This is a genomic window from Pseudomonas protegens CHA0 (assembly GCF_000397205.1).
Taxonomy (GTDB): Bacteria; Pseudomonadota; Gammaproteobacteria; order Pseudomonadales; family Pseudomonadaceae; genus Aquipseudomonas; species Aquipseudomonas protegens.
Window position 1 is genome coordinate 6,818,823 of record NC_021237.1, and the last position, 21,730, is coordinate 6,840,552.

Sequence of the window (21,730 nt, forward strand, 5' to 3'; positions counted from 1 at the left end):
TTTCTATGATTCGCTGCGCATCACCAGGCCATCTTCGACCCACTGTTTCAACCAGGTAACCGCCTGCAGCGGGGCCCCCTCGGCATAAGTGACGGCCAGCCCGGCGCAGAGTTCCGCAAAATTCCACCGTTGCTCGATCATGCCCCGCAGTGCTGTGGCCTCTTCGGCTGGCAGGCTGCGATAACGGCAGACCCGGTCCGCTCGCCAGACCAGGCACAGCTGCTGCTGATCGAGTAAAGCACTGCGGGGGAAATCCGCCTGCTCCTTGACCGCGCGCCATTGGGCCACGCTGTTGTAGCGGCAGTCGAGCCATTGCACACAGGGCGCCAGGCGCAGTTGCAGCTGCGGCCATTGCTCGACATCCAGCCCGGCCATGGCCGCCACCGTCAGCACCTGGGCTTCGGCTGCGTCGAAGGCCAGGGTGAAGGCCCACTCCAGGCGCGCCAGTTCCGCCAGGGGGGCGCCCTGCTCCGGCACCAGATGGCCCTGGATGAATTCGGCAAAGCCCTGCCCCAGCCAGCGCAGGCTGAAATGCCGGGACGGGCACTGGCGAATGTAGGCCTGCGTCAGGGCCTGGAATTCTGCATCCCCCAACCAGTGCAGGATGGCCGGGAAGTCGCTGCCCATGACCTCCTGCAACCGGGCCATGTAGGCATTGTGATAGATCGCCAGGCCGGTCTCGACATCCAGGGTCGGGCCACCGATCAGGCTGTCTTGCAGGACGGCGCGGGCCTGGGCCTGTTCGCCCAACAGATAGGCTTCAAAAGCCAGTTGCCAGTCGTTCAGGCGCATTGCTGCCTCCCGGCCAGGGTCTGTTGCCCGAGATCTCGGGCCTTGTGCAGTTCGCTGAGCAGCTCTTCCAGGGGCGGAAAATGATCATCGCGCTCCAGCAGGGTGGCCACCGGCCCCAGGTGTTCAAGGGTGCGTTGATACAGCGCCCACACGGGATCGCAGACCGGGTGGTCGTGGGTGTCGATCACGTAGTCGCCATAATCCTGGTGCCCGGCCAGATGCAGTTGCCGCACGCGCTGCGCCGGCAGCGCCTGGATGAAGTGCCAGGGATCGAAACCATGGTTGCGCGAACTGACGTAGACGTTGTTCACATCCAGCAGCAGTTCGCAGCCGCTGAGCTGGCTCAAGGCGGCGAGAAATTCCCACTCGCTGAACTCGTCGGCCGCCGCCCGCACATAACTGGAGACGTTCTCCAGCACCAGGGGGCGCTCCAGAATGTCCTGCACCTGACGCACTCGCCCTGCCACGTAGTGCAGGCTCTCCTCGGTGTAGGGCAGCGGCAGCAGGTCGTGCAGTTGATGGGCGTTGCCCCGGCTCCAGCACAGGTGATCGGAGATCCACGCCGGGTTTGCCCGGCTGGCCAGTTGCCTGAGCCGCAGCAGGTAATCCCGGTCCAGGGCATGGGGGCCGCCGATGGACAGCGACACCCCGTGCATCACGATGGGGTAGCGCTCGGCGATCGCATCCAGGTAATACAGCGCCTTGCCACCCTGCACCATGAAGTTCTCGGACACCACTTCAAACCAGTCGACGTCCGGCGCCTCGTCGAGAATCTGCTGGTAGTAGGCACTGCGCAAACCCAGGCCATAGCCCAGGCTGGAAGAAAATTCAGACATCGCCAACTCCTTGCCAAGTGGCCGCAGTGGTTGCCAACCCCACTGCGGCAGCACTCGAACGCCGCTTACTCGCCGACTTTGCCGCCTGCTTTGTCACACGCGGCCTGGGTCATGGCCTTGAAGCCCTGGCCTTTACAGGCGCCCATGCCCTTGCAGGCGTGGTCCTTGGTCTTGCAGTCGTTCTGCCCTTTGCAGGCGTTGACGCCGTAGCAGTGCACCTGGGCATCGGCAGCAGACGCTTGAGTCACGACACCGGCAAACAGAGTGGCGGCAGCAAAAGCCAGGGCAGCGCCGGCGGCGGTTTTCTTCATGTTCATTTTTGTTTCCTCAATAGTCGCAGGGGATCGGCGGGTGCTTGTGCAATCCCGTCATAGCACTAGAGAGAGGAAGCATCCCGGCGTTACAGCCGGGATGAAAAAAACTGCGCGGCGGCGTCTACAGCTTCAACAGCGGCTCCTGGAAACGCAGCAGGCGACCGGCATTGCCCAGCACCAGCAAGGTGCTCAGGTTGTGCAGCACCGCAGCGATCATCGCCCCCGCCGCCCCCAGCCAGCCGAACGCGGCAAAGGCGACGATGGCCAGGGTCCAGCCCAGGCCGATGATCACGTTGACCTGCAAGGTCCGCCGGCATTCACGGCTCAGGCGCACGCAGGTGCCCAGGCGTCGCAGGTCGCTGCCGATCAGCACCACATCCGCCGAAGCCAGGGCGATGTCCGCACCACCGGCGCCCATGGCCACCCCCACCACCCCGGCCTTGAGAGCCAGGGAGTCGTTGATGCCGTCGCCGACCACCATCGGCCGGAAGCCCTTGTCGATCTCCTCCAGTACCCGCTCAAGCTTGTCTTGCGGCAGGGCCTGGGCCTCGACGTCGGCGATTCCCACTTCCAGCGCCAGGCTGTCGGCCACACTCTGGCGGTCGCCGGTGAGCAGCAACTGCCGGCCCAACCCCAGTTCGCGCAACTCGCCCAGGGCATGCCGGGCCTCGGGTTTGACGCTGTCGGCCAGCAACAGCCAACCGAGAAATTCGCCATCAAGCGCCAGGCCGGCAATCGGCCCGTCGTGCCCCGGCACCGGGCTGGTGTCGATACCCAACTGGCGGAACAGCTCCGGGCGGCCAAGGGCCGCTTCGCCCTCCTCGGTACGGGCCACCACCCCCAGGCCCTGGCGTTCATGAATGTCCCCCAGTGGCCATTGCTCTTCCTGGGGCACCAGCCCTGCCAGGGCCCGGCTGACCGGGTGGCTGCTGGCCGAGCCGAGGCTGGCGGCCAGAGTGAGCAGGCTTCGCTGGTCTTCCCGGGGGCTGTCGATGGCCTGCAAACGCAAGGTGCCGTACGTCAGGGTGCCGGTCTTGTCCACGACCAGGGAGGTCAGGTCCGCCAGCTCCTCGAGAAAGGCCGAACTACGAATCAGGATGCCGTGGCGCGCGGCCACAGCGATCCCGGCGATGGCGGTGGCCGGCGCCGACAGCACCAACGCGCAGGGACAGGCCGCCACCAGCACCGCGAGCATGGCTTGGGCATCGTTGGTGATGAACCAGGTCACCGCCGCCAACAGCAACACCAGCACCATGTAACTGCCGGCATAGCGCTCCAGCAAACGGGTGATGGGCGGCTTGGCGCGCTCGGCGCTTTGCATCAGGGCAATCACCTTGCCCAAGGTCGACTCCTCGCCGGTACGGGTGACCTGCACACGCAACAGCCCATCGAGATTGATTGCGCCGCCAAATATCTGCATGCCCTGAACCGCTTCCAGGGGGACCGATTCGCCAGTGATCGGCGCGGTATCCAGGCTCGCCTGGCCGGACACCACCAGACCATCGGCGGGCACCCGATCGCCAGCGCGTACTTCCACCAGGTCGCCGGCCTTGAGGCTGGCGTTGTCCACTTCCACGACGCTGCCATCGGCCCGTACCTGTCGCGCCAGGCTGCGGGTCAAGCGGCCCAGGGCGTCGATGGCTTCCTGGGAGCCGATCACGCTGCGCTCTTCCAGTACGTGGCCGAAGATCATGATGATCGGCAACAGGGCCGCGGTCAGCAGGTCGCCAGTGGCCCAGGCGCCGAGCATCGCCAGGGCGATCAGTTGGTCGGTAATGCCGTGCAGGCTCGGGTAACGCAGGCTGAACCAGGCCGAGCGCATCACCGGCACCGCCACCAGCAGCGAGGCGACACCCAACAGCAACTGGCTGACGCCCACCTGCCCTGGGGCCAGCCAGCGCCAGACCAGGCCAAGGGCCAGAAGCCCCAGGGCGAGCATGGCCAGGGTCAACTGGCGGGCGGCGCTGCGTTGCTCGGCCGAGGTCAGCATGCTGGCGGGGGGCGCGGCATGGGTGGTGGCAGTCATTGTTCGGCTCCCTGAATGATCAGGCGTGAATCGTCTTGGGGATTGACCGTGGTCACCGAACCGGCTTGCCCGAGAATCTTCGGCAGGCGTTCACGGTAGATACGCAGCAGCATTTCCGGGTCGGTGCCGTTGCGCTGCGCCTGGGCCAGGCTCTGCACCGTGGCAGTCTGGGCCCGGGCCAGGGCCAGCCGTTCGCTGGCCTGGGCATGGGCCACTTGCAGGCTGCGGTCCGCCTGCTGGTTGGCGCCCTGGGTCAGCTTTTCCGCTTCGGTGCGGGCGTTGGCGACCGCCTTGTCGGCTTGCTGGCTGGCAGTGAGCACCGCGTTGAAGGCGCTGACCGCCGGGCCCGGCAGGCTCGATTGCACATCCACCCGCGTTGCCTCGACGCCAATGCCCTGGCCGCTGGTGGCCAACTGCGCCAGGCGCTGGTTGATGCTTTGCAGCAGATCGCCCCGCAGCCGCTCACGACGCTCGGCGGCCTGGTTGTCGCTACCGATCAGTTCCGGGCGCGCCACCAGGATGGTGTCCAGGTCACGGGCGGCGGTCAGGGCCACGGCGCTGCGGGTCACCAACCGATCCAGGGCCGGCAGCACGTGGTCAGCCTGGAGCACATAGGCGTAGGGATCGCTGACCTTGTAGAACACCCGCACGTCCAGCTGTACCACACCGGCATCGCCAGTCAGCAGGTAACCGGACCCGGCCAGGGTGTCGTTCAAAGGCGTGGCCAGGGTGGCAACCCGGTCCCCTTCCAGAGCCGCCTCGGAACGCAGCAAACCCTCCACCCGCCGCTCCAGTACCCGGTCGGCGGCGGGCAGCAGCACCACCTGCTCAAAAGGCTGGGGCCAGGCCAAGAGCAATCCGGCGCTCTGCACCCTTTCCAATTTGCCAAAGTGCAAGACCATGGCCCGGTTCTGCGGGTCTATCTGCCGCACATTGGAGAAGGCCCAGGCAAGCGCCGCCAGTACTGTCACCCCGTACAAGGCGATGAATGCCAGACGCCCGGCCTGGATCCACGGGCTGCTCAACTCATTTGTTCCACGTGGAACCTTATTCATGGTTGCGAACCAGCGGCTTTGCCCGGCAGGTTTGGCGGGCCATCCACCAGCACCCGGAAAGGCGCCGCGTCGGTGCGCAGGATCAACTTGGTGCCCGGAGTCACCACAGTACCCAGGGTGTCCAGTGAGCGCAGCAAGTTGTACAGCTGCGGGGAACTGGCGTAGGCGCGGCCATAAATCTGCGCCGCTTCAACCCGGGATTGCGCCTCGATATCCGCGGCCTTCACTGTGGCATCGGCCTGGACGATCCGCGCATCGCGTTCGGCGCCAGAGCGGATTTGCGCCGCTTCGCGCTTGCCGATGGCGGTACGTTCCGTGGCGATGGTTTCACGCTCGGCGCGCATGCGGTCCACGGTGGCGGTAAGGGTCACCGAGGGCAGGGTCAGACGCTCCACCCCCACCTGCACCACTCGCACTCCATAAGTGGAAAGCAATTGCTGTTCGATCTGCTGGCGCAGTTGCGCTTCGAAGTCGGCAATGCGCACCTGGCTGGCATCGGTGTTCACCAGGTTGGCCAGATCGAAGCTGCTGGCGGTGGTTTCCAGGGCCGAACCGACAAAGGTGCGGATCTGCCGCGCCGCTTCGTCCGGCTGGTTCTGCACCGCCCGCATGAAACGCTGCACATTGTCCGCGTCGCCCTGGACCCGCCAGGCCACGTAGGCCTGGACGATAATCCGCAAACCGTCGCGGGTGCCCACATCCTGCAAGCCACTGGACGTGGTGCGCAGGCGCAGGTCCACCGGGATCGCCGCTTCAAAGGGTGCCGGCCAGCGCCAGTTCAGGCCCGGCTCCAGCAGCACCCGCGCCGGGTTGCCGAAGCGGGTGATTACCGTGGCTTCGCCGGAGCGCACTTGCACCAGGCTCGCCGCGGCCACGGCAAACAGCACCAGTAGCACGGCCCAGCCCATGCGCCGCCAGGGGAAAGGCCCGGCCTCGGCCGGCGCCCCATGATGATGATGGTGGTGATGCCCGTGATGGTGGTGATGGCCGTGCCCGTGGTCGTGGCCGGCGTGATCGTGGGAATGGGAGGACTGGCTCAATGGACGGCTCCTGGCTGAGCGGCTTTACGCGGCGCCGAAGGGTCGGCCGGCAAGGTGAACGTACGCAGGTCGAGGGTCGGCGCGCTGTCGCCCCCCAGACGATGATCAAGAATCAGCAGCTTGGCCTGGCTCAGGCCCTGGCTCAGCTGGCTCAGGTACTGCTCGAGAACGAAGGCCTGCCCCGCACTGGCGAAGGCTTTCTGTTCGGCGGCAAAGCGCAGGTCGGCAGCCTGGGCCGCCGCCTGCACTTCGCGCGCATCGGCCTGGGCCTGGTCGCGGGCCACGCTGGCTTGCAACTGCGCCTGGTTGGTCTGCTCGGCAGCCGCTCCACGTTCCCGGGAAATCAGCGCCTGGGCGCCAATCTGCGCCGCTTGCACACCGTGGTAGGCATTGGCCGCGCCAGCCGGTGGATGGATGGCCTCGACTACCGTGGCAAGAATCTCTACCCCGCTGTCGAGCCGGTCCAGATCGCCCTGCACGGCCCTGCCGATGTCATCGGCCAGCCCGGTGCGGTCCTGCCCCAGCAGGCCATCGAGGGTGCGCGAGGCAAAGTCGTGCACCAGCACGCGGCTGGCGGTGCTGCGGATCAGCGTCGGCACATCGCTGCTGTTGTAAGTGGCGGCCAGCGCCGCAGCGTCGCCCAGGCCGATGCGGTAGACGAAGCGCACATCCATGTTGACGATCTGAAAGCTCTGTTGCTGGGCATTGCCGCTGGCGATCACCTGGGATTTGTCATTCACGTGGCTGGCATCCCACAGGCGGTTGGCAATGGCGGGGGCCGGGCCTTCGGCGGGGGCCGCTTGAAACGGCTGCGAGCTTTCGCCCACGCTGGTGGCCAGTTCATGGACCACGCCGTTTTCCACCGTCAGTACCCGCCCCAGGGGCCAGGGCAGGCCCAGATGCAGGCCCGGGCCAAAGACCTGTACCGGCTTGCCGAAACGCTCGTAAATACCGCGATTTTGCATGGAAAATTCATGAACGCCGGTCAACAGCCAACCTACCGCCAACACCACCAGCAATACCGGTACAAAGGCCCGGCGCATATAGGCGAAGGCCCAGATCTGCCGCAGATCGATGCCAAAACGGTTGTGCAATTCATGCTGCAGGCTGAGCAGGGGTTGGGGCGGCCAACGCAGCATGTCGGCAACAAAACTGTGGGCCAGAAGCCGTGGCTCCAGCTGTTCGCGCTGTGGGCTGAACAGCGACAACACCGCGCGCAACAACAACTCGCCGGCCACCAATGCCGGCAGCAGCCCCGTCAGCACCGCCAGCCGTACTGGCCACAAGGCCGTGTCGCTGCTGAACAACAGGCACAGGGCGCTCACCAGCAAACAGATAATCGCCACCCGCAGCAGCTGCGCCAGGGCGCCGGCTTCCGGCCATTCCCCTGGGTGCTCCTGGGCCAGTTGGCGTTCCAGCACCAGCAGGGCAAACGCCAGCAGCAGAGCCAGCACCGCCACCACGCTGGCACCCAGGCCCAGGGCGGTGGCGGGCAACGAAAGGTTGAACACCTGCACCACGCTATACAGGATCAGCAGCGACCAGCCACCAAGCCACAGGGTAGGCGCGCCGATCTGCTGCAACAGGCGCCGCCCGCGCAGGGTCAGGGCAGCTGCCAGCCGGCCCTGTGGCTGCCGATCCTCCACGGCCTCGGGCGTGACAACCGGCGCCGGAGTGATCACCTCTTCGCGCCAGCGGCTGACCCAGCACGCCGATTGCAGCCCGGCCACCACCACCAGCAAGGCACACGAAAGGTTCACCAGCAGTGCCGGCCAGATGGTCAGCGCCGCAAACAGATCGACAAACACCGCCGCCACCAGCCCCAGCACCGCCAGGCCCAGCAAAGCGGCGCCCCAGCGCTGCAAACGCGCCGCATGGGACGCCGCCTGCTGAAACCGTGGCAAGGCAGCCACCTCGCCACCTTGCGTCTCAAGATCGACTTGCATACCACCCCGCCGCTCTGGTCCGGCCCTGTGGATAAACCCACGGGCCGAAGAAATTCGAAACAATTCGTTACTATATAACGAGCCGAGTGAAATTTTTGTCCCCCGCCATGCCTTTTCATCTATTGCGTACGTCGTAGACACAGAGACAGCTGTTTGCTCATGACAAAACTTCTGATGTCAGCCCCCTGGCATTTAAGGCAATAATCCAGCCCTGCTCACCGCGTGCGACAAGGAACCGTCCCATCATGCTCTCGATTTACCAGCTCAAACCGCGCTTTCAGAACCTGCTGCGGCCGTTGGTGCAGCGCCTGTACGACAACGGCACCACGGCCAACCAGATCACTGTCCTGGCCGCCGTCATCTCGGTCCTGGTCGGCACCGTCATCGCCCTGTTCCCCGGCCATGCCTGGCTGTTCGCCCTGATTCCCCTGTGGATGATCCTGCGCATGGCGCTCAATGCCATCGACGGCATGCTGGCGCGGGAATTCGGCCAGCAATCGCGCCTGGGGGCCTACCTCAACGAACTCTGCGACGTGGTCGCCGACAGCGCCCTGATCCTGCCTTTCGCCCTGTTGCCCGGGGCCAGCCTGCTGCTGGTGCTGGCCGTGACCCTGCTGGCGCTGTTCAGTGAGTACGCCGGGGTGCTCGGGCCCATGGTCGGGGCCTCGCGGCGCTACGACGGGCCCATGGGCAAGAGCGACCGCGCCTTCATCCTCGGCGTGCTGGCCACCGGCATCGCCCTGGGCTGGCTCAGCGCCCTGTGGATAAACGGCGTGCTGGCACTGGTCGCCGCACTGCTGGTCTACACCCTGATCAATCGGGTCCGCCAGGGCCTCAAAGAAGTTCAGCACAATGCTCCCTCTGCATAAGGAAATGGCTATGCGCGACGCTCAACACCAGACGTTCCGAACCCATGACGGTGTCGAACTGTTCTACCGCCACTGGCCAGCCACTGAAGTGGCCCCTGGCGAACCGCGGCAAGCGGTGATGCTGTTCCACCGCGGTCACGAACACTCCGGGCGCATTGCCCACCTGGTGGAAGAGCTGAACCTGCCCCAGTTCGATTTCTTCGCCTGGGATGCCCGTGGCCATGGCCAGTCGCCGGGCGCCCGTGGCGACAGCCCGAGCTTCGCTACCAGCGTGCGCGACGTGCAGACCTTCTGTGATCACCTGGGCAGCGCCCACGGGATCGCCGAGGAAAACATCGCCGTGGTGGCCCAGAGCGTGGGCGCGGTGATCGCGTCCACCTGGGTCCACGACTACGCGCCGCGCATCCGCTCCCTGGTGCTGGCCTCGCCGGCGTTCAAGGTCAAGCTGTACGTGCCCTTCGCCCGGCCCGGCCTGGCCCTGATGCGGCGCTTTCGTGGCAACTTCTTCGTCAACAGCTACGTCAAGGCGCGCTTCCTGAGCCACGACCCGGAGCGGGTCCGCAGCTATGACAGCGACCCGCTGATCACCAAGGCGATCTCGGTGAATGTACTGCTGGGCCTGTATGAAGCGGCAGACCGGGTGGTAGCCGACGCCCAGGCGATCCAGGTGCCGACCCAGTTGCTGATCTCCGGCTCCGACTTCGTGGTGCATCGCAAGCCCCAGGAGCAGTTCTTCGAGCGCCTGGGCAGCCTGCACAAGGAAAAGCACATCCTCCCGGGCTTCTTCCACGACACCCTGGGGGAAAAGAACCGGGCGCCGGCCATGGCCAGCATCCGTCGCTTCATCCTGCAGAATTTCGAGCGCCCGCTGAACCGCCCTGCCCTGCTGGACGCCGACCGCCTGGGCGTTACCTGCGCCGAGTCCGAAGCCCTGGCCGCGCCGCTGCCGCACAATTCCCTGCGCGACCTGTACTGGCGCGCCACCCGTGCCAGCATGCGCCTGGGCAGCCAGCTGTCGGCGGGGGTCAAGCTGGGCTTCGACACCGGTTTCGACTCCGGCAGCACCCTGGACTACGTCTACCGCAACCGCCCCACCGGGCATTCCGCACTGGGCCGGATGATCGACCAGAACTACCTGAACTCCATCGGCTGGCGCGGCATCCGCCAGCGCAAGCTGCATGTGGAAGAACTGCTGCGCCTGGCCATGGAAAAACTCCGTGAGCAAAACAGCGAAGTGCGCATCGTCGATATCGCCGCCGGCCACGGCCGCTACATCCTCGAAGCCCTGCAAGGGGTCAGCCCGCTGCCGGAGTCGATCCTGCTGCGCGACTACAGCGATATCAACGTGCGCGACGGCAGTGCGCTGATCCAGGAGAAAGGCCTGGGGGACATCGCCCGCTTCGTCAAAGGCAACGCCTTCGACCGCGAGGACCTCGCAGCCCTGGACCCGAAACCCACCCTGGCGGTGGTCTCCGGGCTCTATGAGCTGTTCGCCGACAACCAGATGGTCGGCGGCTCCCTGGCGGGCCTGGCCAGTGCCGTGGAGCCCGGCGGCTACCTGGTGTACACCGGCCAGCCGTGGCACCCGCAGCTGGAACTGATCGCCCGCGCCCTGACCAGCCACCGCGAAGGCCAGGCCTGGGTCATGCGCCGCCGCACCCAGGCGGAGATGGACCAACTGGTGGAGGCCGCCGGCTTTCGCAAGGTCACCATGCGTGTGGATGAATGGGGGATTTTCAGCGTATCCCTGGCGCAACGGGTGCAATGATGGCCGCAGGCGCCTTGCCGGCCCGGGAGCCGGGCCTGCTGAAACCCGCGGTGCTCTGGCTGCTGTTGCTGGCACCGCTGTTCTTCAGCACCTACGGCTTCGCCACCTGGGTCACCGCCCAGCGCGACGATGTCGGCAGCATGGTCTTCGACTGGGAACGGCACATGCCGTTCTGGGCCTGGACCATCGTGCCCTACTGGTCCATCGACCTGCTCTACGGCTTCTCCCTGTTGTTGCCGCGCAGCCGTGACGAGCTCAAGCGCCACGCCCTGCGCCTGCTCACCGCCCAGGTAATCGCGGTCAGTTGCTTCCTGATCTGGCCATTGAGCTTCACCTTCTCCCGGCCGGAACTGGACGGGGTTTTCGGCTGGCTGTTCGCGGTGCTGGCCGGCTTCGACAAGCCCTTCAACCAGGCGCCGTCGCTGCACATCGCCCTGCTGGTGGTGCTCTGGGTCTGCTACGCACGGCATACCCAGGGTTTCTGGCGCTGGCTGGTGCATGGCTGGTTCGCGCTGATCGGGGTCTCGGTGCTGAGCACTTATCAACACCACTTCATCGATGTACCCACAGGCGCCCTGGCCGGCTGGCTGTGTGTCTGGCTATGGCCGCTGGACCGTCCCAGCCCATTGTTCAGTGCCCGTGCGACCCAGGACCCGAAGCGCCGCCAGCTGGCCCTGCGCTATGGCCTGGGTGCGGCGCTGTTCGCCGGGGCAGCCTTTGCCTGGGGCGGCGCCGCGCTGTGGCTGATCTGGCCCGGCGTGGCGCTGTTGCTGGTGGCCCTGAACTACGCCCTGCTGGGTGCCGAGGGTTTCCAGAAGCGCCAGGACGGCAGCCTCAGCCCCGCTGCACGCTGGTTGCTGGCGCCTTACCTGGCGGCGGCCTGGATCAACTCGCGGCTGTGGACAAAAAAACATCCACAGCCGGACCCGGTTGTGGATAACGTCTGGCTCGGGCGCCTGCCGACACCGGCCGAGCTCAAGGACAGCCCGTTCGACGCCGTGCTCGACCTGTGCGCCGAGCTGTCCCTGGACAGCCGCGGGCTGCGGGCCTACCAGAGCCTGCCGGTGCTGGACCTGTGTGCCCCCAGTGCCGAGCAGTGCCTGGCCGCCGCCCACGCCATCGAACGCCTGCGCCTGCAAGGGCCGCTGCTGGTGTGCTGCGCCCTGGGTTATTCGCGCAGCGCCACGGCGATTGCCGCCTGGCTGCTGCACAGCGGCCGGGCAGCCACGGTGGATGCCGCCATCGTGCAGATCCAGCGAGCCCGCCCGCAGATCGTCCTGCACCCCGCCCACCGCCAGGCGCTGCAAGCCCTGAGCAGCGCCGGGAGAACGGCCCATGTCCACTGAAATGCAGCTCTACAGCGTGGCCAGCCTGCTGCGCCGGGGCCGCGCCCTGGATCAGTTATCCACAGGCCTGACCCTGCTCGGCGCGCTGTATGGCCTGGGCCAGTACCTGCTGACCAGCGTCACCCTGGGCGGGCTGCTGGTCAGCCTGGCCCTGGTGCTGCTGGGGCTTGTGGAAAAGTACCTGGCGCTGCGGGTAGCCTTCGACGCCGACCTGTTTCAACGCGTGGCCGACGCCCCAACTACCCTGGAACACAGTACCCAGGCCCTGGACCAGGCCCTGAGCGCCCTCGGCCTGCAACCCGCGCAGCGCGGCGGCCGGCCCTGGGACCAACGCAGCCGCGGGGCCCTGGGCCTGCTGCGCCGCCAGGCATTACTGCTGGCAGCACAAGTGCTGGTGATACTGAGCGTGATCCTGGTCAGCCCCTGGCTGACCTTTGCCGGATAAGGAATGCCCATGTTCGAACCCCTGGTCGCCAATCTCATCACCTCCGCCGCCCGCAGCATCACCGGCGCCCGCAGCCTGTGGCTGGGCTCGGCACCGCGCGCGGTGCAGCGGATCTACTTCGCCAACCACAGCAGCCACGGCGACTTCGTACTGCTCTGGGCCTCCCTGCCGCCGGCCCTGCGCAAACTGACGCGGCCCGTGGCCGGCGCCGACTACTGGCAGAAAAGCAACCTGCGTCGCTACATCATCAATCGGGTGTTCAACGGCGTGCTGATCGACCGCGAGCGCAAGGAGGCTGTGGATAACAACCCCCTGCAACCCATGATCGATGCCCTGGAGAACGGCGACTCGCTGATCATCTTTCCGGAAGGCACGCGCAACCCCGAAGACGGCCTGCTGCCGTTCAAGAGCGGGATCTACCACCTGGCCAAGCGTTATCCACAGGTTGAGGTGATTCCGGTGTGGATCGCCAACCTCAACCGGGTCATGCCCAAGGGCCGCTTCCTGCCCCTGCCGCTGCTGTGCACCACCAGTTTCGGCGCCCCCCTGACCCTGGAAGAAGACGAAACCAAGGAACACTTCCTCGAACGCAGCCGCGCCGCGCTGCTGGCCCTGGCCCCGGAGCACGCCTGAGATGGATAAGCAGACCCTGATGTTATTCGGCGGCATCGGCGCCATTCTGGTGCTGGCCTCGCTGATCGGTTTCATCCTCCAGTGGCGCACCCGTGGCGCGCCCAACCCGGTGATCGACAACCTCAATGCGCGGATCAATGCCTGGTGGGTGATGGTGCTGGTGATCGGTATCGCCTTCTGGCTCGGCACCGCGGCGGTGATCCTGCTGTTCTATGCGGTGTCGTTCTACGCCCTGCGGGAATTCCTCACCCTGACCCCGACCCGGCGCAGCGACTATCCGGCCCTGGTGGCGGCCTTCTACCTGGCCCTGCCCCTGCAATACCTGCTGATCTACTCCGACTGGTACGGGCTGTTCTCGATCTTCATTCCGGTCTACGTGTTCCTGCTGCTGCCGATCCTCGCGTCGCTCGGTGGCGACAGCACGCACTTCCTGGAGCGTGCCTCCAAGGTCCAGTGGGGGCTGATGATCGCGGTGTTCTGCGTGTCCTTCGTGCCCGCCCTGCTGACCCTGGACATCGCCGGCTATGAAGGCCGCAACCTGCTGCTGATCGCTTACCTGGTGATCGTGGTGCAGCTCTCGGACGTGCTGCAGTACGTCTGTGGAAAACTCTTTGGCAAGCGCAAGATCGCCCCCAACCTGTCGCCGTCCAAGACCGTGGAAGGCTTTGTCGGCGGCATCCTGCTGGCTTCGATGATCGGCGGGGCGCTGTTCTGGATCACCCCGTTCAATGTCTGGCAGTCATTCCTCATCGCCCTGCTGATCAACCTGCTGGGCTTTGCCGGCGGCATCGTCATGTCGGCGATCAAGCGCGATCGCGGGGTCAAGGACTGGGGGCACATGATCGAGGGCCACGGCGGCATGCTCGATCGCCTGGATTCGGTGTGTTTCGCCGCGCCGATCTTCTTCCACCTGGTGCGCTACTGGTGGACCTGAACCCTTCAGCCCGGTAGATGCCCCAATGGCAGGGGCCCCGGGGTTTTCACCGTGTGAATCGCGAAGTTGCTGCGGATGTCGCTGACCCCGGGGATCTTCAGCAAGTGGCCGGTCAGGAAGCGGTCATAGCCACGCAGGTCCGGGACCACCACTTGCAGCAGGAAATCCGATTCACCCGATACCAGGAACGCCGAGATCACCTCCGGCAACTGCAATACCGCCTGGCGGAAGGCTTCGGCCTCGGCATCGTTGTGTCGCTCCACCTTGACCCCGACGAACACGGTCAGCCCCAGGCCCACCTCGTCGCGGTCCAGGGTGGCCTGGTAGCCACGGATCACCCCGGCCTCTTCCAGCATGCGCACCCGGCGCAGGCAGGGTGACGGCGACAGGCCGATCTCTTCGGCCAGTTGCACGTTGCTCAGGCGACCATCGCGCTGCAGCGCGGCGAGGATCTTGCGGTCATAGGCATCAAGTTTCATGTTTGGCATATCCAGATGGTGATTCCGTTCATTAGTGGAACATTATGCCAATTTCAGCTTTCCCGTTGGTTGATTACGCAAGCACCTGCCCTGCCCTGTGGCCCTAAACTGGGCGCACCGACTCGACAACGAAGGGGGTGCAAGGTGGCGCAACTGTGGATGTATTTCCTGGCTCTGGCGGTGGTCTACCTGCTGCCCGGCCCCGACATGATCCTGCTGCTGCAAACCGGCGCCCGCCAGGGCAAGGCCCAGGCTCTGGCCACCGCGCTGGGCCTGGCCCTGTCCCGCGGCTGCCATGTGGCCCTGGCCGCGCTGGGCCTGGCGGCGCTGTTCAAGGCCGCGCCCTGGACCTTCGACCTGGTACGCCTGGCGGGCGCCGCCTACCTGCTGTGGATTGGTATCCAGTGCCTGCGGGCGAACCTGTTGCCCAACCTTGAGCCCGGCACCGCCGCAGCCACGCCCCTGCGCTGGCGCGAGGCGATCCAGCGCGGCCTGTTGACCAACCTGCTGAACCCCAAGGCATTGCTGTTCTGTTCGGTACTGCTGCCGCAGTTCGTCGATCCCCAGGCCGGTGCGGTGGTCCCGCAATTCATGACCCTGGGGGTGCTGCTGGTGGCCGTGGGCGGCCTGTTCGACTGCTGCTACGCCCTGGCCGGTGCCGGGCTGGGCCGCTGGATGCAGCGCAGCCCGTCGGCGCAACGAGTGCAGCAATGGCTGTTCGGCAGCCTGCTGATCGGCTTCGCCCTGCGCCTGACGTTCGTCCAGCAGGCCTGACGGCACCTGTTGCCGCTGCCGAGCCTCGGCGAAGCTGCGCGAAGGTCCGCAGGACCTTGCCTGGCGATCCCCGGCAAAATGTTCGCCCCAGAAATCGCCGCGACCGCTGCGTCGGAGTGCCGCCCAGCTCGTACGCAGCCTGCCGCAGCGGCTACAGGATCCTGGGCACGCTTTTATGTCGCCTTGTGCGAGGACACCGCGCGGCGGCGTCGGAACAGGTAGGCCGCCCCCAACAGCAGCACGCCGGCACCGGCGCCGGCAGCCAGCCTGTGCTCGGCCACCGCGGAACGGGATGCGTCCAGCCACTGGGTCAGGTAGCGCTTGTTGGCGCTGCCGAAGTCCGGTTCCTCACAGTTCATGCCGAAGTTGCCGGCCCACTCCACAAAGGGACCGTTCTGCACATAGCGCCGGTAGTACTCGATCTCGGCATCGCTGCCCCGGGTCCAGCGCGCCGCCTTGCACAGCACCGCGGCATAGGCCTGGCTGGTGTGGGGCAGGAAGTCCGCCGCCTGGTTGCCCAGCTCGCCGGCCACGTAGCGATAGTGGTAGCGCACATCGGGTTCGGCAGTGGTGGCCTGCTGGCGCTGCACTTCGTCGGCACTGATCAGCGGGCCGGCCTGTACCGGAGGGATTTCCAGGCTGTAGCTGCCCCACAGGCTGTGGTAGTCCGGACCCATCTCGTAGCCGAGGATTTCCATCCCCGAAGCCCGTGCCAGCTTGCCCGCCTGGTAATAGGCCTCGGCTCGCCGTGTTGGCAGCCAGGCCGACTCGGCGCTGCGCCGGTACTCGCCGTAGGCCTTGGCGATAGCCTGGCGCTCGGGGGTGTAGAAGTAGCCCCAGCCCTCTTCGTAGCGGCCCTCGCGCAACAGCCGCCGGCCCAGCAGTTCGCGCACCTGGGCGGCAATCGGCAGGCTCTCGTAGTAGGCATCGGGCTGCTGGGGGACGAGCGGCGGCGCCGGAACCTGGGTGTCGACGAAATGCTTGAGTTCATCCAGGGTCAGCACCCGCTCAGCCACGGTTGCCGCGTCGTGCCAGTAAATGTCGCCACTGCGGTAGAGCAGCTCGAACGCCTGCACATAGTCGCCACGGTCCAGGGCCAGCACGGCGCTTTCGCCTTCTACCCGGCAGCCCGGCTTGAGGTCTTCGTAGTTGCCGTCGTAATCACCGCGAAAGCCCCAGCTCTCTTCCCGGGGGAAAGCCGCGGCGGCCTTGGCATAGGCCGCGGCAGCCGCCACCTTGTCGCCGTTGCGCACGGCCATCTTGGCCCGCAGCCACCAGGCCAGGCCGCCGTCGCCGGCATGTTCGAGCAACTGCTGGGTGGTGACGAAATCGCCGTTCTGGTAATTCAGCGCCGCCAGGCGGTCGGCGTTGTCGAAAGTGCCGGCGGTGCCCTGGCTCAGCAGCTTGATCAGTTTCACCTCGGATTCCGGCCGTTCGCCGAAGGACCAGCCCAGGTGCGAGACCAGCGAAGCGGTGAGCAAGCGCGCCACCGAAGGCTGCTTGAGCTGCTCGCGCAACTGCGCGTCCGACAGGCCGCCCAACTCCCCCACCACCTGCTTCAGCGAGCTGTAGCCGACGTCCGAACCCATCAGGTTCTGGCTGGCATACAGGTCGATGGCCTCGCTCCAGTGGTTCTGGTTCTTCAGAATGCGCGCCTCTTCCCCCAGGCTGGCGATGCCCAGTTCCAGGGGGTCGCTGAAGCCGTCGATATTCAATTGGCGGGTCTGGGCGAACGCCTGGCGCGCCGCCAGCAAAGTGTCGCTGCGCCCCTGATCATCCAGCTCGTTGGCTTCTTCACTGATGGCTTGCAGGGCCCGGCCCAGGGAATAGGCGGCCCAGGTACTGCGCAGCGCCCGCTGCTCGGCGGGCAGCGCCAGCACCTTGCGGAAATACTCTGCCGCCCGCTCGTGATCCCCGGCGCTGAAGGCCACCGCGCCCGCGGTGTAGAGGTTGATCTCCGGCGGCAGGCTGGCCCCTTGCTGCTCCGCCAGGCGCGGGTCATTGAGCGTGCGCAACTGCCTGACCAGGGTTTTCTGGGCGTCGTCCAGCCCTTGCTGTTCGGCCCAGTTACGCTCCTGCACCTCATAGCTTTCAGGCAGGTTGTAATCGCGGCTGAAGCCATCCTGGACGACTGGCTTGAGCCCGACGATGGGCTTGCCCAGGCGGCTGACCTCGAACAGGAAACTGCCTTCCGGCAACTGCGCCAGGGTCTGCGGGCGATCCCCCAGCAGGCGCATGGGAAAGGTCGGGCCGCACGCCAAGGCCGGGGCCAAGGGCAGGCACAGGCTCAGGCACAGCAGGTAGCGGGATCTAGGGACGAACATGTGCAGCTCCTTGGTCAATTTTTGTACAGCGGGCCCAGCCCACGGCCCGGGTGCCGCCCGCCGCCAGACGGCCGGCCTGCTGGCGGGTCAATAGCAGCTGGCCGTCACGCAGCTCGGCGGCATAACCGCCCAGCCCGTCGAATCCGTCGCATTGGGCAACGGCCAGGGTCAGTTGTTCAGGCAAAGGGCGGTCGAGATTGCCCGGGTTGTCCAAGCGGATATCGAAGAGACCGTCCTGCTCCTGCAGGCTGATGCCCAAGCGGCTGTCCAGCACGTCTCCACGGGCCACCGCGCGCAGGGTATCCAGGCTCCAGGCGCGGACATCGCCCTTGAGCGGCAGGCGAAACCAGATCAGCCCGGCCAGATGGGCCGGCGGATCATTGCGCAGGGTCTTGGCCAGTTGGCTCAGTTGCTCGGGGTCGGCCATCAGCTCCCGACGCTGGCCCCGGCGCGCAATGGGCGCCTCGCTTTCCACCACTGGAGCCTGGGCGGTGCCGGGCAGCAAGGCCACGCCGTAGGCAGGCAGGGCCAGGTAGAACGGCTTGTCGCTTACCCCAGCCCAGCGCCTGGCCCATTGTTCAGCCTGGTGCGGGTCGAACAGCCCGCGCCGGGGGTCGCTGACCGCATGTACCTGGAGCACGCTGCTGTCGACCTGAGCCAGCAGCCCGGGCAACTCGCGGCTGTCGAGCCAGGCGGGCAGCGCGGTGATGCTCAGGGCCAGCTGCTGCGGCAGCACCTCGCGCAGCCGCCGCAGGAGCCCGGCATAGGCCGGCAGCCGGGCGCTGCCGGCATCGTGGTCGATCTCCAGGCCGGCCAGGGTCAGGCCCTGCCCTTGCCAGTCGGCCAGCAGTTGCTGCACCTGCTGGAGGATGTCGTCCTGGTTCAGGGACGGCAGTTGGCCATCCAGGCGCACCACCGCAATCAGTGGGCGACCGTCTTGCTTGAGCAAGGCGGCGTCGATCCGCGCCCGGCTCCAGCCGGCCTGTGGAAAAGCCTGCAGGGCCAGCACCCGGACGGTGGAAAAGTCCGCCCGCGAGCCTGCCAGGGCGTCGGCGTGGGCCGGGGTCCACTGGCGTTGCCAGATATAGAGCTGCTGATCCAGGGGCGGCCCCTCTTCATGACGACAGGCATTGAGCAGCAGCCCGCAGACCAGCACGGCGCAAAGACGGAGCAAAAACCGGGGGAGCATGAATCGTTGATTCCCTTTAACGCAAAAGCCCCGGAATACCGGGCGCCATACACCTGATCGACATCGCCTGTAGCCGCTGCCGGGCCCGCGAGGCAGCGAAAAGAACCGCAGGGCCTTCCCCCCTCACTTACAACCCGCAGCTACTGCGACAAAGCAGCCGCCAGCCTACGCAGCAGCGCGGTTGGCAGCAATCGCCGCAAGGACTTTTTTCCCGCTTCTACAGGTCCAGCACCAACGCTGGCACCAGGTTATCCACAGCCGCCGGCACCGCGCAGCAGATCAGCACCTGCCCCGGTTCCGGTAACTGTGCAGGCACCTGTGGATAATTCACCTGGCCGCTGATCAACCGGGTCTGGCAAGTGCCGCAGGAGCCGCCACGGCAACTGAATGGCGGATGCAGGCCGGCGCTTTCCGCCAGTTGCAGCAGGCTGCCGCTGGTCGGCTCCCAGGACAGCTCCCGGCCGGCCTGCTGGAACCGCACTGCCACGGCCCGGGTGGCGGTTGGGCAAAGGGCACGGCCTCGGCGTCCGGCCGGCGGCGCAGGGTCGAAGGGCCGAAGGTTTCGGCATGGATCTGCCGGTCGTCGATATCCAGGTCCCGCAGGCTGTCGTACAGGCCCTGGGTAAAGGCCCCGGGGCCGCAGAGCACGAAGTCTGCGCGGTCAAGATCCAGGTCCGGTTGCGCCAGCAGCAGTTGCACGTCGATGCGCCCGCAATGATCGAAGCCAGCACCCGGCCGGGCCCCGGCTTCCGGCTGGCTGAGCAGGCGCAGCAGCCGCACTGAATCCCCAGCCTGCGCCAGCAGGGTTTGCAGCTCCTTGGCAAAGGGTTGCTCGGCAAGCGTGCGCGAACCCTGGATCAACCAGGTGGGCCGGGTATGCCGGGTGCGCAGGCCCTGGTACAGCACCTCCCGCAGCATCGACAGCAACGGTGTGATGCCGACCCCGGCCGCCAGCAGCACCAGTGGCTGTGACGACAGCGCATCGGCAGTGAAACGCCCCTGTGGGGCGCGGGCCTGCAGCAAGTCGCCGACCTTGAGTGCCTGATGCAGGTGGCGGGAAACCTGGCCCTCGCGCTTGACGCTGATACGCAGAAAATCATCGGAAGGCGCGCTGGACAGGCTGTAGGTGCGAATCAGCGGCTGGCCGTCGAGCACGACCTGCACGGGCAGGTGCTGGCCGGGCACAAAGCTCGGGGCGCCGGCTGCATCCGCCGGCTCCAGGTAGAAGGAGCGAATGCTGCTGCTTTCGTCCTCGATCCGGGTCACCCGCAATGGCCGCCACTGCTGGCCCAGGGCCGTGGCGCGCAGCCGAGCCTCGGCTTGCGGCCAACTGCCGGTCAGCAGGCTGTTGGGGGAAAAACCCTGCAACTGCCAACGCAGGGACAGCGCCGCCGGGCGCCGTACCAGCCGCTCCACGGTAAAGCGCCACAACCGCTCGGCGCCCTGGAAGGCCTTGACCAGCGGCCCGTCGTGGATGATTTCGGTGCGGCCGCTGAGCTGCAGCAACTCACCGCTGTGAAAGTCGATGAACAACAAGCCGGCCCGGGGGTTGAGCAGCAGGTTGCCCAGGGTGTTGAAGTGCAGGTTGCCGGCAAAATCCGGGATGGTCAGGCAATTGCCCTCGACCCGGACGAACCCGGCCTGGCCGCCACGGTGGGACACATCCACCGAGCGCTGGCCGTCCAGGTCGACGTAGCTGGCGACAAAGAAAGTGTCGGCGCCACCGATCAGGGCCCGAGCCTCAGGATCCAGGCCGTCGCGATACTGTGCCGGCCGGCTGGCGGGGTCGCTCAAGGGCACCTGCTGCAGCTCGCGCTGCTGGATGTATTGCGGGCAATTGCCGAACGCCTGTTGCACCGTCACGCTGAAGCCGTGGCGGTCCACAGCACTGACCCGGCCATTGAGGCGGTTGCGCCGCCGGGTGTGCAGTTCAATGCCCAGCAAGCCCAGGGCCGCACCTTCCTGCAACTGCACGGGGTCGTCGGCGGCCGGCAGGCTGCCCAGGCGCAGCCGGGTCGCCTCGGGGGCCTGGGCGAAACCGGGCGGGCCTTCGAGAATGCTCGCCCAGGGGTTGCCCTGGGCATCCACCGCGCCCACCAGGATGAACGGCAACTGCCCGTAGAACTGCCGGTGCTGATCCGGCATCGCCTGGCGGATCACCTTGGTGCCAAAGGCCTCCATGCGCTCGGCCACTCCGGCCCGGGCCTGCAACTGCCGCTCGCCGGCATGCCAGGGGGAACTGCTGCTCATGGTGCTGCCTCCGCAGGTGCGCCTCAGGCGCTTTTGAGCCCCGCCGCCGTGGACGGCATGGGCACGAAGCCCGGCAAGGCCTCGATCCGCGCCAGCCAGGCCCGCACGTTGGGATAATCGGCCAGGGACACGTTGCCCTCCGGCGCGTGGGCGATATAGCTGTAGCCGGCGACGTCAGCGATGGTCGCCTGTTCACCCACCAGGAACGGCCGGTTCGCCAGTTCCTGGTCCATGACCTTGAGCAGGCCGTGGGCGCGGGCAATGACCTCCTCGGCATTGAAGGTGGCGCCGAACACCGTGATCAGTCGCGCCGCCGCCGGACCGAAGGCGATCGGCCCCGCCGCCACCGACAACCAGCGCTGTACCTGCGCCGCGCCCACCGGGTCGGTGGGCAACCAGCGGCCGCTGCCATAGCGTTGCGCCAGGTACACCAGGATCGCGTTGGAGTCCGCCAGCACCGTGCCCTGGTCATCGATCACCGGTACTTGGCCAAAGGCGTTGAGGGCCAGGAATTCGGGCTGCTTGTGGGCACCCTGGGCCAGGTCGACAAAGATGGTTTCGGTAGGCAGGTCCAGCAGCGACAGCATCAGCTCGACGCGGTGAGCGTGGCCGGACCGGGGAAAGTTGTAGAACTTGATGGGAAGCAGGGACATGCTCGACTCCGCAGGCTGGGACGCGGTCGAAGGGCCGCGCTGGCAGGGCCATCTTGG

General features: G+C 66.5%; 18 protein-coding genes and 1 pseudogene. 7 read left to right on the forward strand and 12 right to left on the reverse strand.

All coding sequences use genetic code 11. From position 1 onward, the window contains the following. Positions 1 to 3: 3 nt before the first annotated feature. The 7 genes from PFLCHA0_RS30655 to hflK (PFLCHA0_RS30685) all read right to left on the reverse strand — a co-directional run bounded on the left by PFLCHA0_RS30655 (position 4) and on the right by hflK (PFLCHA0_RS30685) (position 8,009). The gene (locus tag PFLCHA0_RS30655; RefSeq protein ID WP_015637555.1) at positions 4 to 792 is read right to left on the reverse strand and encodes an HvfC/BufC N-terminal domain-containing protein; all 789 of its coding nucleotides are present in this window, start codon (positions 790 to 792) and stop codon (positions 4 to 6) included. Further along, a complete protein-coding gene (gene bufB, locus PFLCHA0_RS30660) occupies positions 783 to 1,628 on the reverse strand; it encodes an MNIO family bufferin maturase (RefSeq protein ID WP_015637556.1) in 846 nt (281 codons plus the stop codon). The genes PFLCHA0_RS30655 and bufB overlap by 10 nt, the downstream gene beginning before the upstream one ends. Before the next feature lie 65 nt (positions 1,629 to 1,693). Continuing rightward, on the reverse strand, positions 1,694 to 1,945 hold the full coding sequence (gene bufA2, locus PFLCHA0_RS30665) for a BufA2 family periplasmic bufferin-type metallophore (RefSeq protein ID WP_011064355.1): 252 nt from the start codon (positions 1,943 to 1,945) through the stop codon (positions 1,694 to 1,696). A gap of 118 nt (positions 1,946 to 2,063) precedes the next feature. Next, positions 2,064 to 3,968 carry a cation-translocating P-type ATPase gene (locus PFLCHA0_RS30670; protein ID WP_015637557.1) on the reverse strand — a complete coding sequence of 635 codons (1,905 nt, stop codon included), beginning with the start codon at positions 3,966 to 3,968 and terminating at the stop codon, positions 2,064 to 2,066. Continuing rightward, positions 3,965 to 5,023 (reverse strand): protease modulator HflK, encoded by a 1,059-nt coding sequence (hflK, locus tag PFLCHA0_RS30675; protein WP_015637558.1) that lies wholly within the window; start codon positions 5,021 to 5,023, stop codon positions 3,965 to 3,967. Before hflK (PFLCHA0_RS30675) ends, PFLCHA0_RS30670 begins: the two co-directional genes overlap by 4 nt. After that, positions 5,020 to 6,063, reverse strand: a complete 1,044-nt coding sequence (hflC, locus tag PFLCHA0_RS30680) for a protease modulator HflC (protein WP_015637559.1) — start codon at positions 6,061 to 6,063, stop codon at positions 5,020 to 5,022. Before hflC ends, hflK (PFLCHA0_RS30675) begins: the two co-directional genes overlap by 4 nt. Further along, the gene (hflK, locus tag PFLCHA0_RS30685) at positions 6,060 to 8,009 is read right to left on the reverse strand and encodes a protease modulator HflK (RefSeq protein ID WP_015637560.1); all 1,950 of its coding nucleotides are present in this window, start codon (positions 8,007 to 8,009) and stop codon (positions 6,060 to 6,062) included. Before hflK (PFLCHA0_RS30685) ends, hflC begins: the two co-directional genes overlap by 4 nt. A gap of 245 nt (positions 8,010 to 8,254) precedes the next feature. Between hflK (PFLCHA0_RS30685) and PFLCHA0_RS30690 the strand changes: the two genes are divergently transcribed. The 6 genes from PFLCHA0_RS30690 to PFLCHA0_RS30715 are packed head-to-tail and all read left to right on the forward strand — an operon-like array spanning position 8,255 to position 14,004. After that, the gene (locus PFLCHA0_RS30690; RefSeq protein WP_011064360.1) at positions 8,255 to 8,878 is read left to right on the forward strand and encodes a CDP-alcohol phosphatidyltransferase family protein; all 624 of its coding nucleotides are present in this window, start codon (positions 8,255 to 8,257) and stop codon (positions 8,876 to 8,878) included. A 10-nt stretch (positions 8,879 to 8,888) separates the two neighbouring features. Then, the gene (locus tag PFLCHA0_RS30695; RefSeq protein WP_011064361.1) at positions 8,889 to 10,646 is read left to right on the forward strand and encodes a bifunctional alpha/beta hydrolase/class I SAM-dependent methyltransferase; all 1,758 of its coding nucleotides are present in this window, start codon (positions 8,889 to 8,891) and stop codon (positions 10,644 to 10,646) included. After that, positions 10,646 to 11,992 (forward strand): phosphatase PAP2/dual specificity phosphatase family protein, encoded by a 1,347-nt coding sequence (locus tag PFLCHA0_RS30700; protein WP_015637561.1) that lies wholly within the window; start codon positions 10,646 to 10,648, stop codon positions 11,990 to 11,992. The genes PFLCHA0_RS30695 and PFLCHA0_RS30700 overlap by 1 nt, the downstream gene beginning before the upstream one ends. After that, positions 11,982 to 12,437 (forward strand): hypothetical protein, encoded by a 456-nt coding sequence (locus tag PFLCHA0_RS30705; protein ID WP_015637562.1) that lies wholly within the window; start codon positions 11,982 to 11,984, stop codon positions 12,435 to 12,437. The genes PFLCHA0_RS30700 and PFLCHA0_RS30705 overlap by 11 nt, the downstream gene beginning before the upstream one ends. A gap of 9 nt (positions 12,438 to 12,446) precedes the next feature. Then, positions 12,447 to 13,070 carry a lysophospholipid acyltransferase family protein gene (locus PFLCHA0_RS30710; protein ID WP_011064364.1) on the forward strand — a complete coding sequence of 208 codons (624 nt, stop codon included), beginning with the start codon at positions 12,447 to 12,449 and terminating at the stop codon, positions 13,068 to 13,070. Position 13,071: 1 nt separating this feature from the next. Beyond that, a complete protein-coding gene (locus PFLCHA0_RS30715) occupies positions 13,072 to 14,004 on the forward strand; it encodes a phosphatidate cytidylyltransferase (protein WP_011064365.1) in 933 nt (310 codons plus the stop codon). Positions 14,005 to 14,009: 5 nt separating this feature from the next. Here the strand turns inward: PFLCHA0_RS30715 and PFLCHA0_RS30720 are convergent, their stop codons facing one another. After that, positions 14,010 to 14,483, reverse strand: a complete 474-nt coding sequence (locus tag PFLCHA0_RS30720; RefSeq protein ID WP_011064366.1) for an Lrp/AsnC family transcriptional regulator — start codon at positions 14,481 to 14,483, stop codon at positions 14,010 to 14,012. A 159-nt stretch (positions 14,484 to 14,642) separates the two neighbouring features. Here PFLCHA0_RS30720 and PFLCHA0_RS30725 point away from each other — a divergent pair, with 159 nt between their 5' ends. After that, positions 14,643 to 15,257, forward strand: a complete 615-nt coding sequence (locus PFLCHA0_RS30725) for a LysE family translocator (protein WP_015637564.1) — start codon at positions 14,643 to 14,645, stop codon at positions 15,255 to 15,257. A gap of 173 nt (positions 15,258 to 15,430) precedes the next feature. On the opposite strand, the gene PFLCHA0_RS30730 is transcribed toward PFLCHA0_RS30725, so the two are convergent. From PFLCHA0_RS30730 to PFLCHA0_RS30745, 4 genes and pseudogenes are all read right to left on the reverse strand, one after another. After that, entirely contained in the window at positions 15,431 to 17,581 is a 2,151-nt protein-coding gene (locus PFLCHA0_RS30730) for a hypothetical protein (protein WP_015637565.1), read from the reverse strand. After that, the gene (locus PFLCHA0_RS30735; protein WP_015637566.1) at positions 17,568 to 18,770 is read right to left on the reverse strand and encodes a DUF3142 domain-containing protein; all 1,203 of its coding nucleotides are present in this window, start codon (positions 18,768 to 18,770) and stop codon (positions 17,568 to 17,570) included. Before PFLCHA0_RS30735 ends, PFLCHA0_RS30730 begins: the two co-directional genes overlap by 14 nt. Before the next feature lie 217 nt (positions 18,771 to 18,987). After that, positions 18,988 to 21,020, reverse strand: a pseudogene (locus PFLCHA0_RS30740) (2Fe-2S iron-sulfur cluster-binding protein). 23 nt (positions 21,021 to 21,043) lie between these two features. Next, positions 21,044 to 21,673, reverse strand: coding sequence for a glutathione S-transferase family protein (locus tag PFLCHA0_RS30745; RefSeq protein ID WP_015637568.1), 630 nt, complete (start codon positions 21,671 to 21,673; stop codon positions 21,044 to 21,046). Between the last annotated feature and the right edge of the window lie 57 nt (positions 21,674 to 21,730).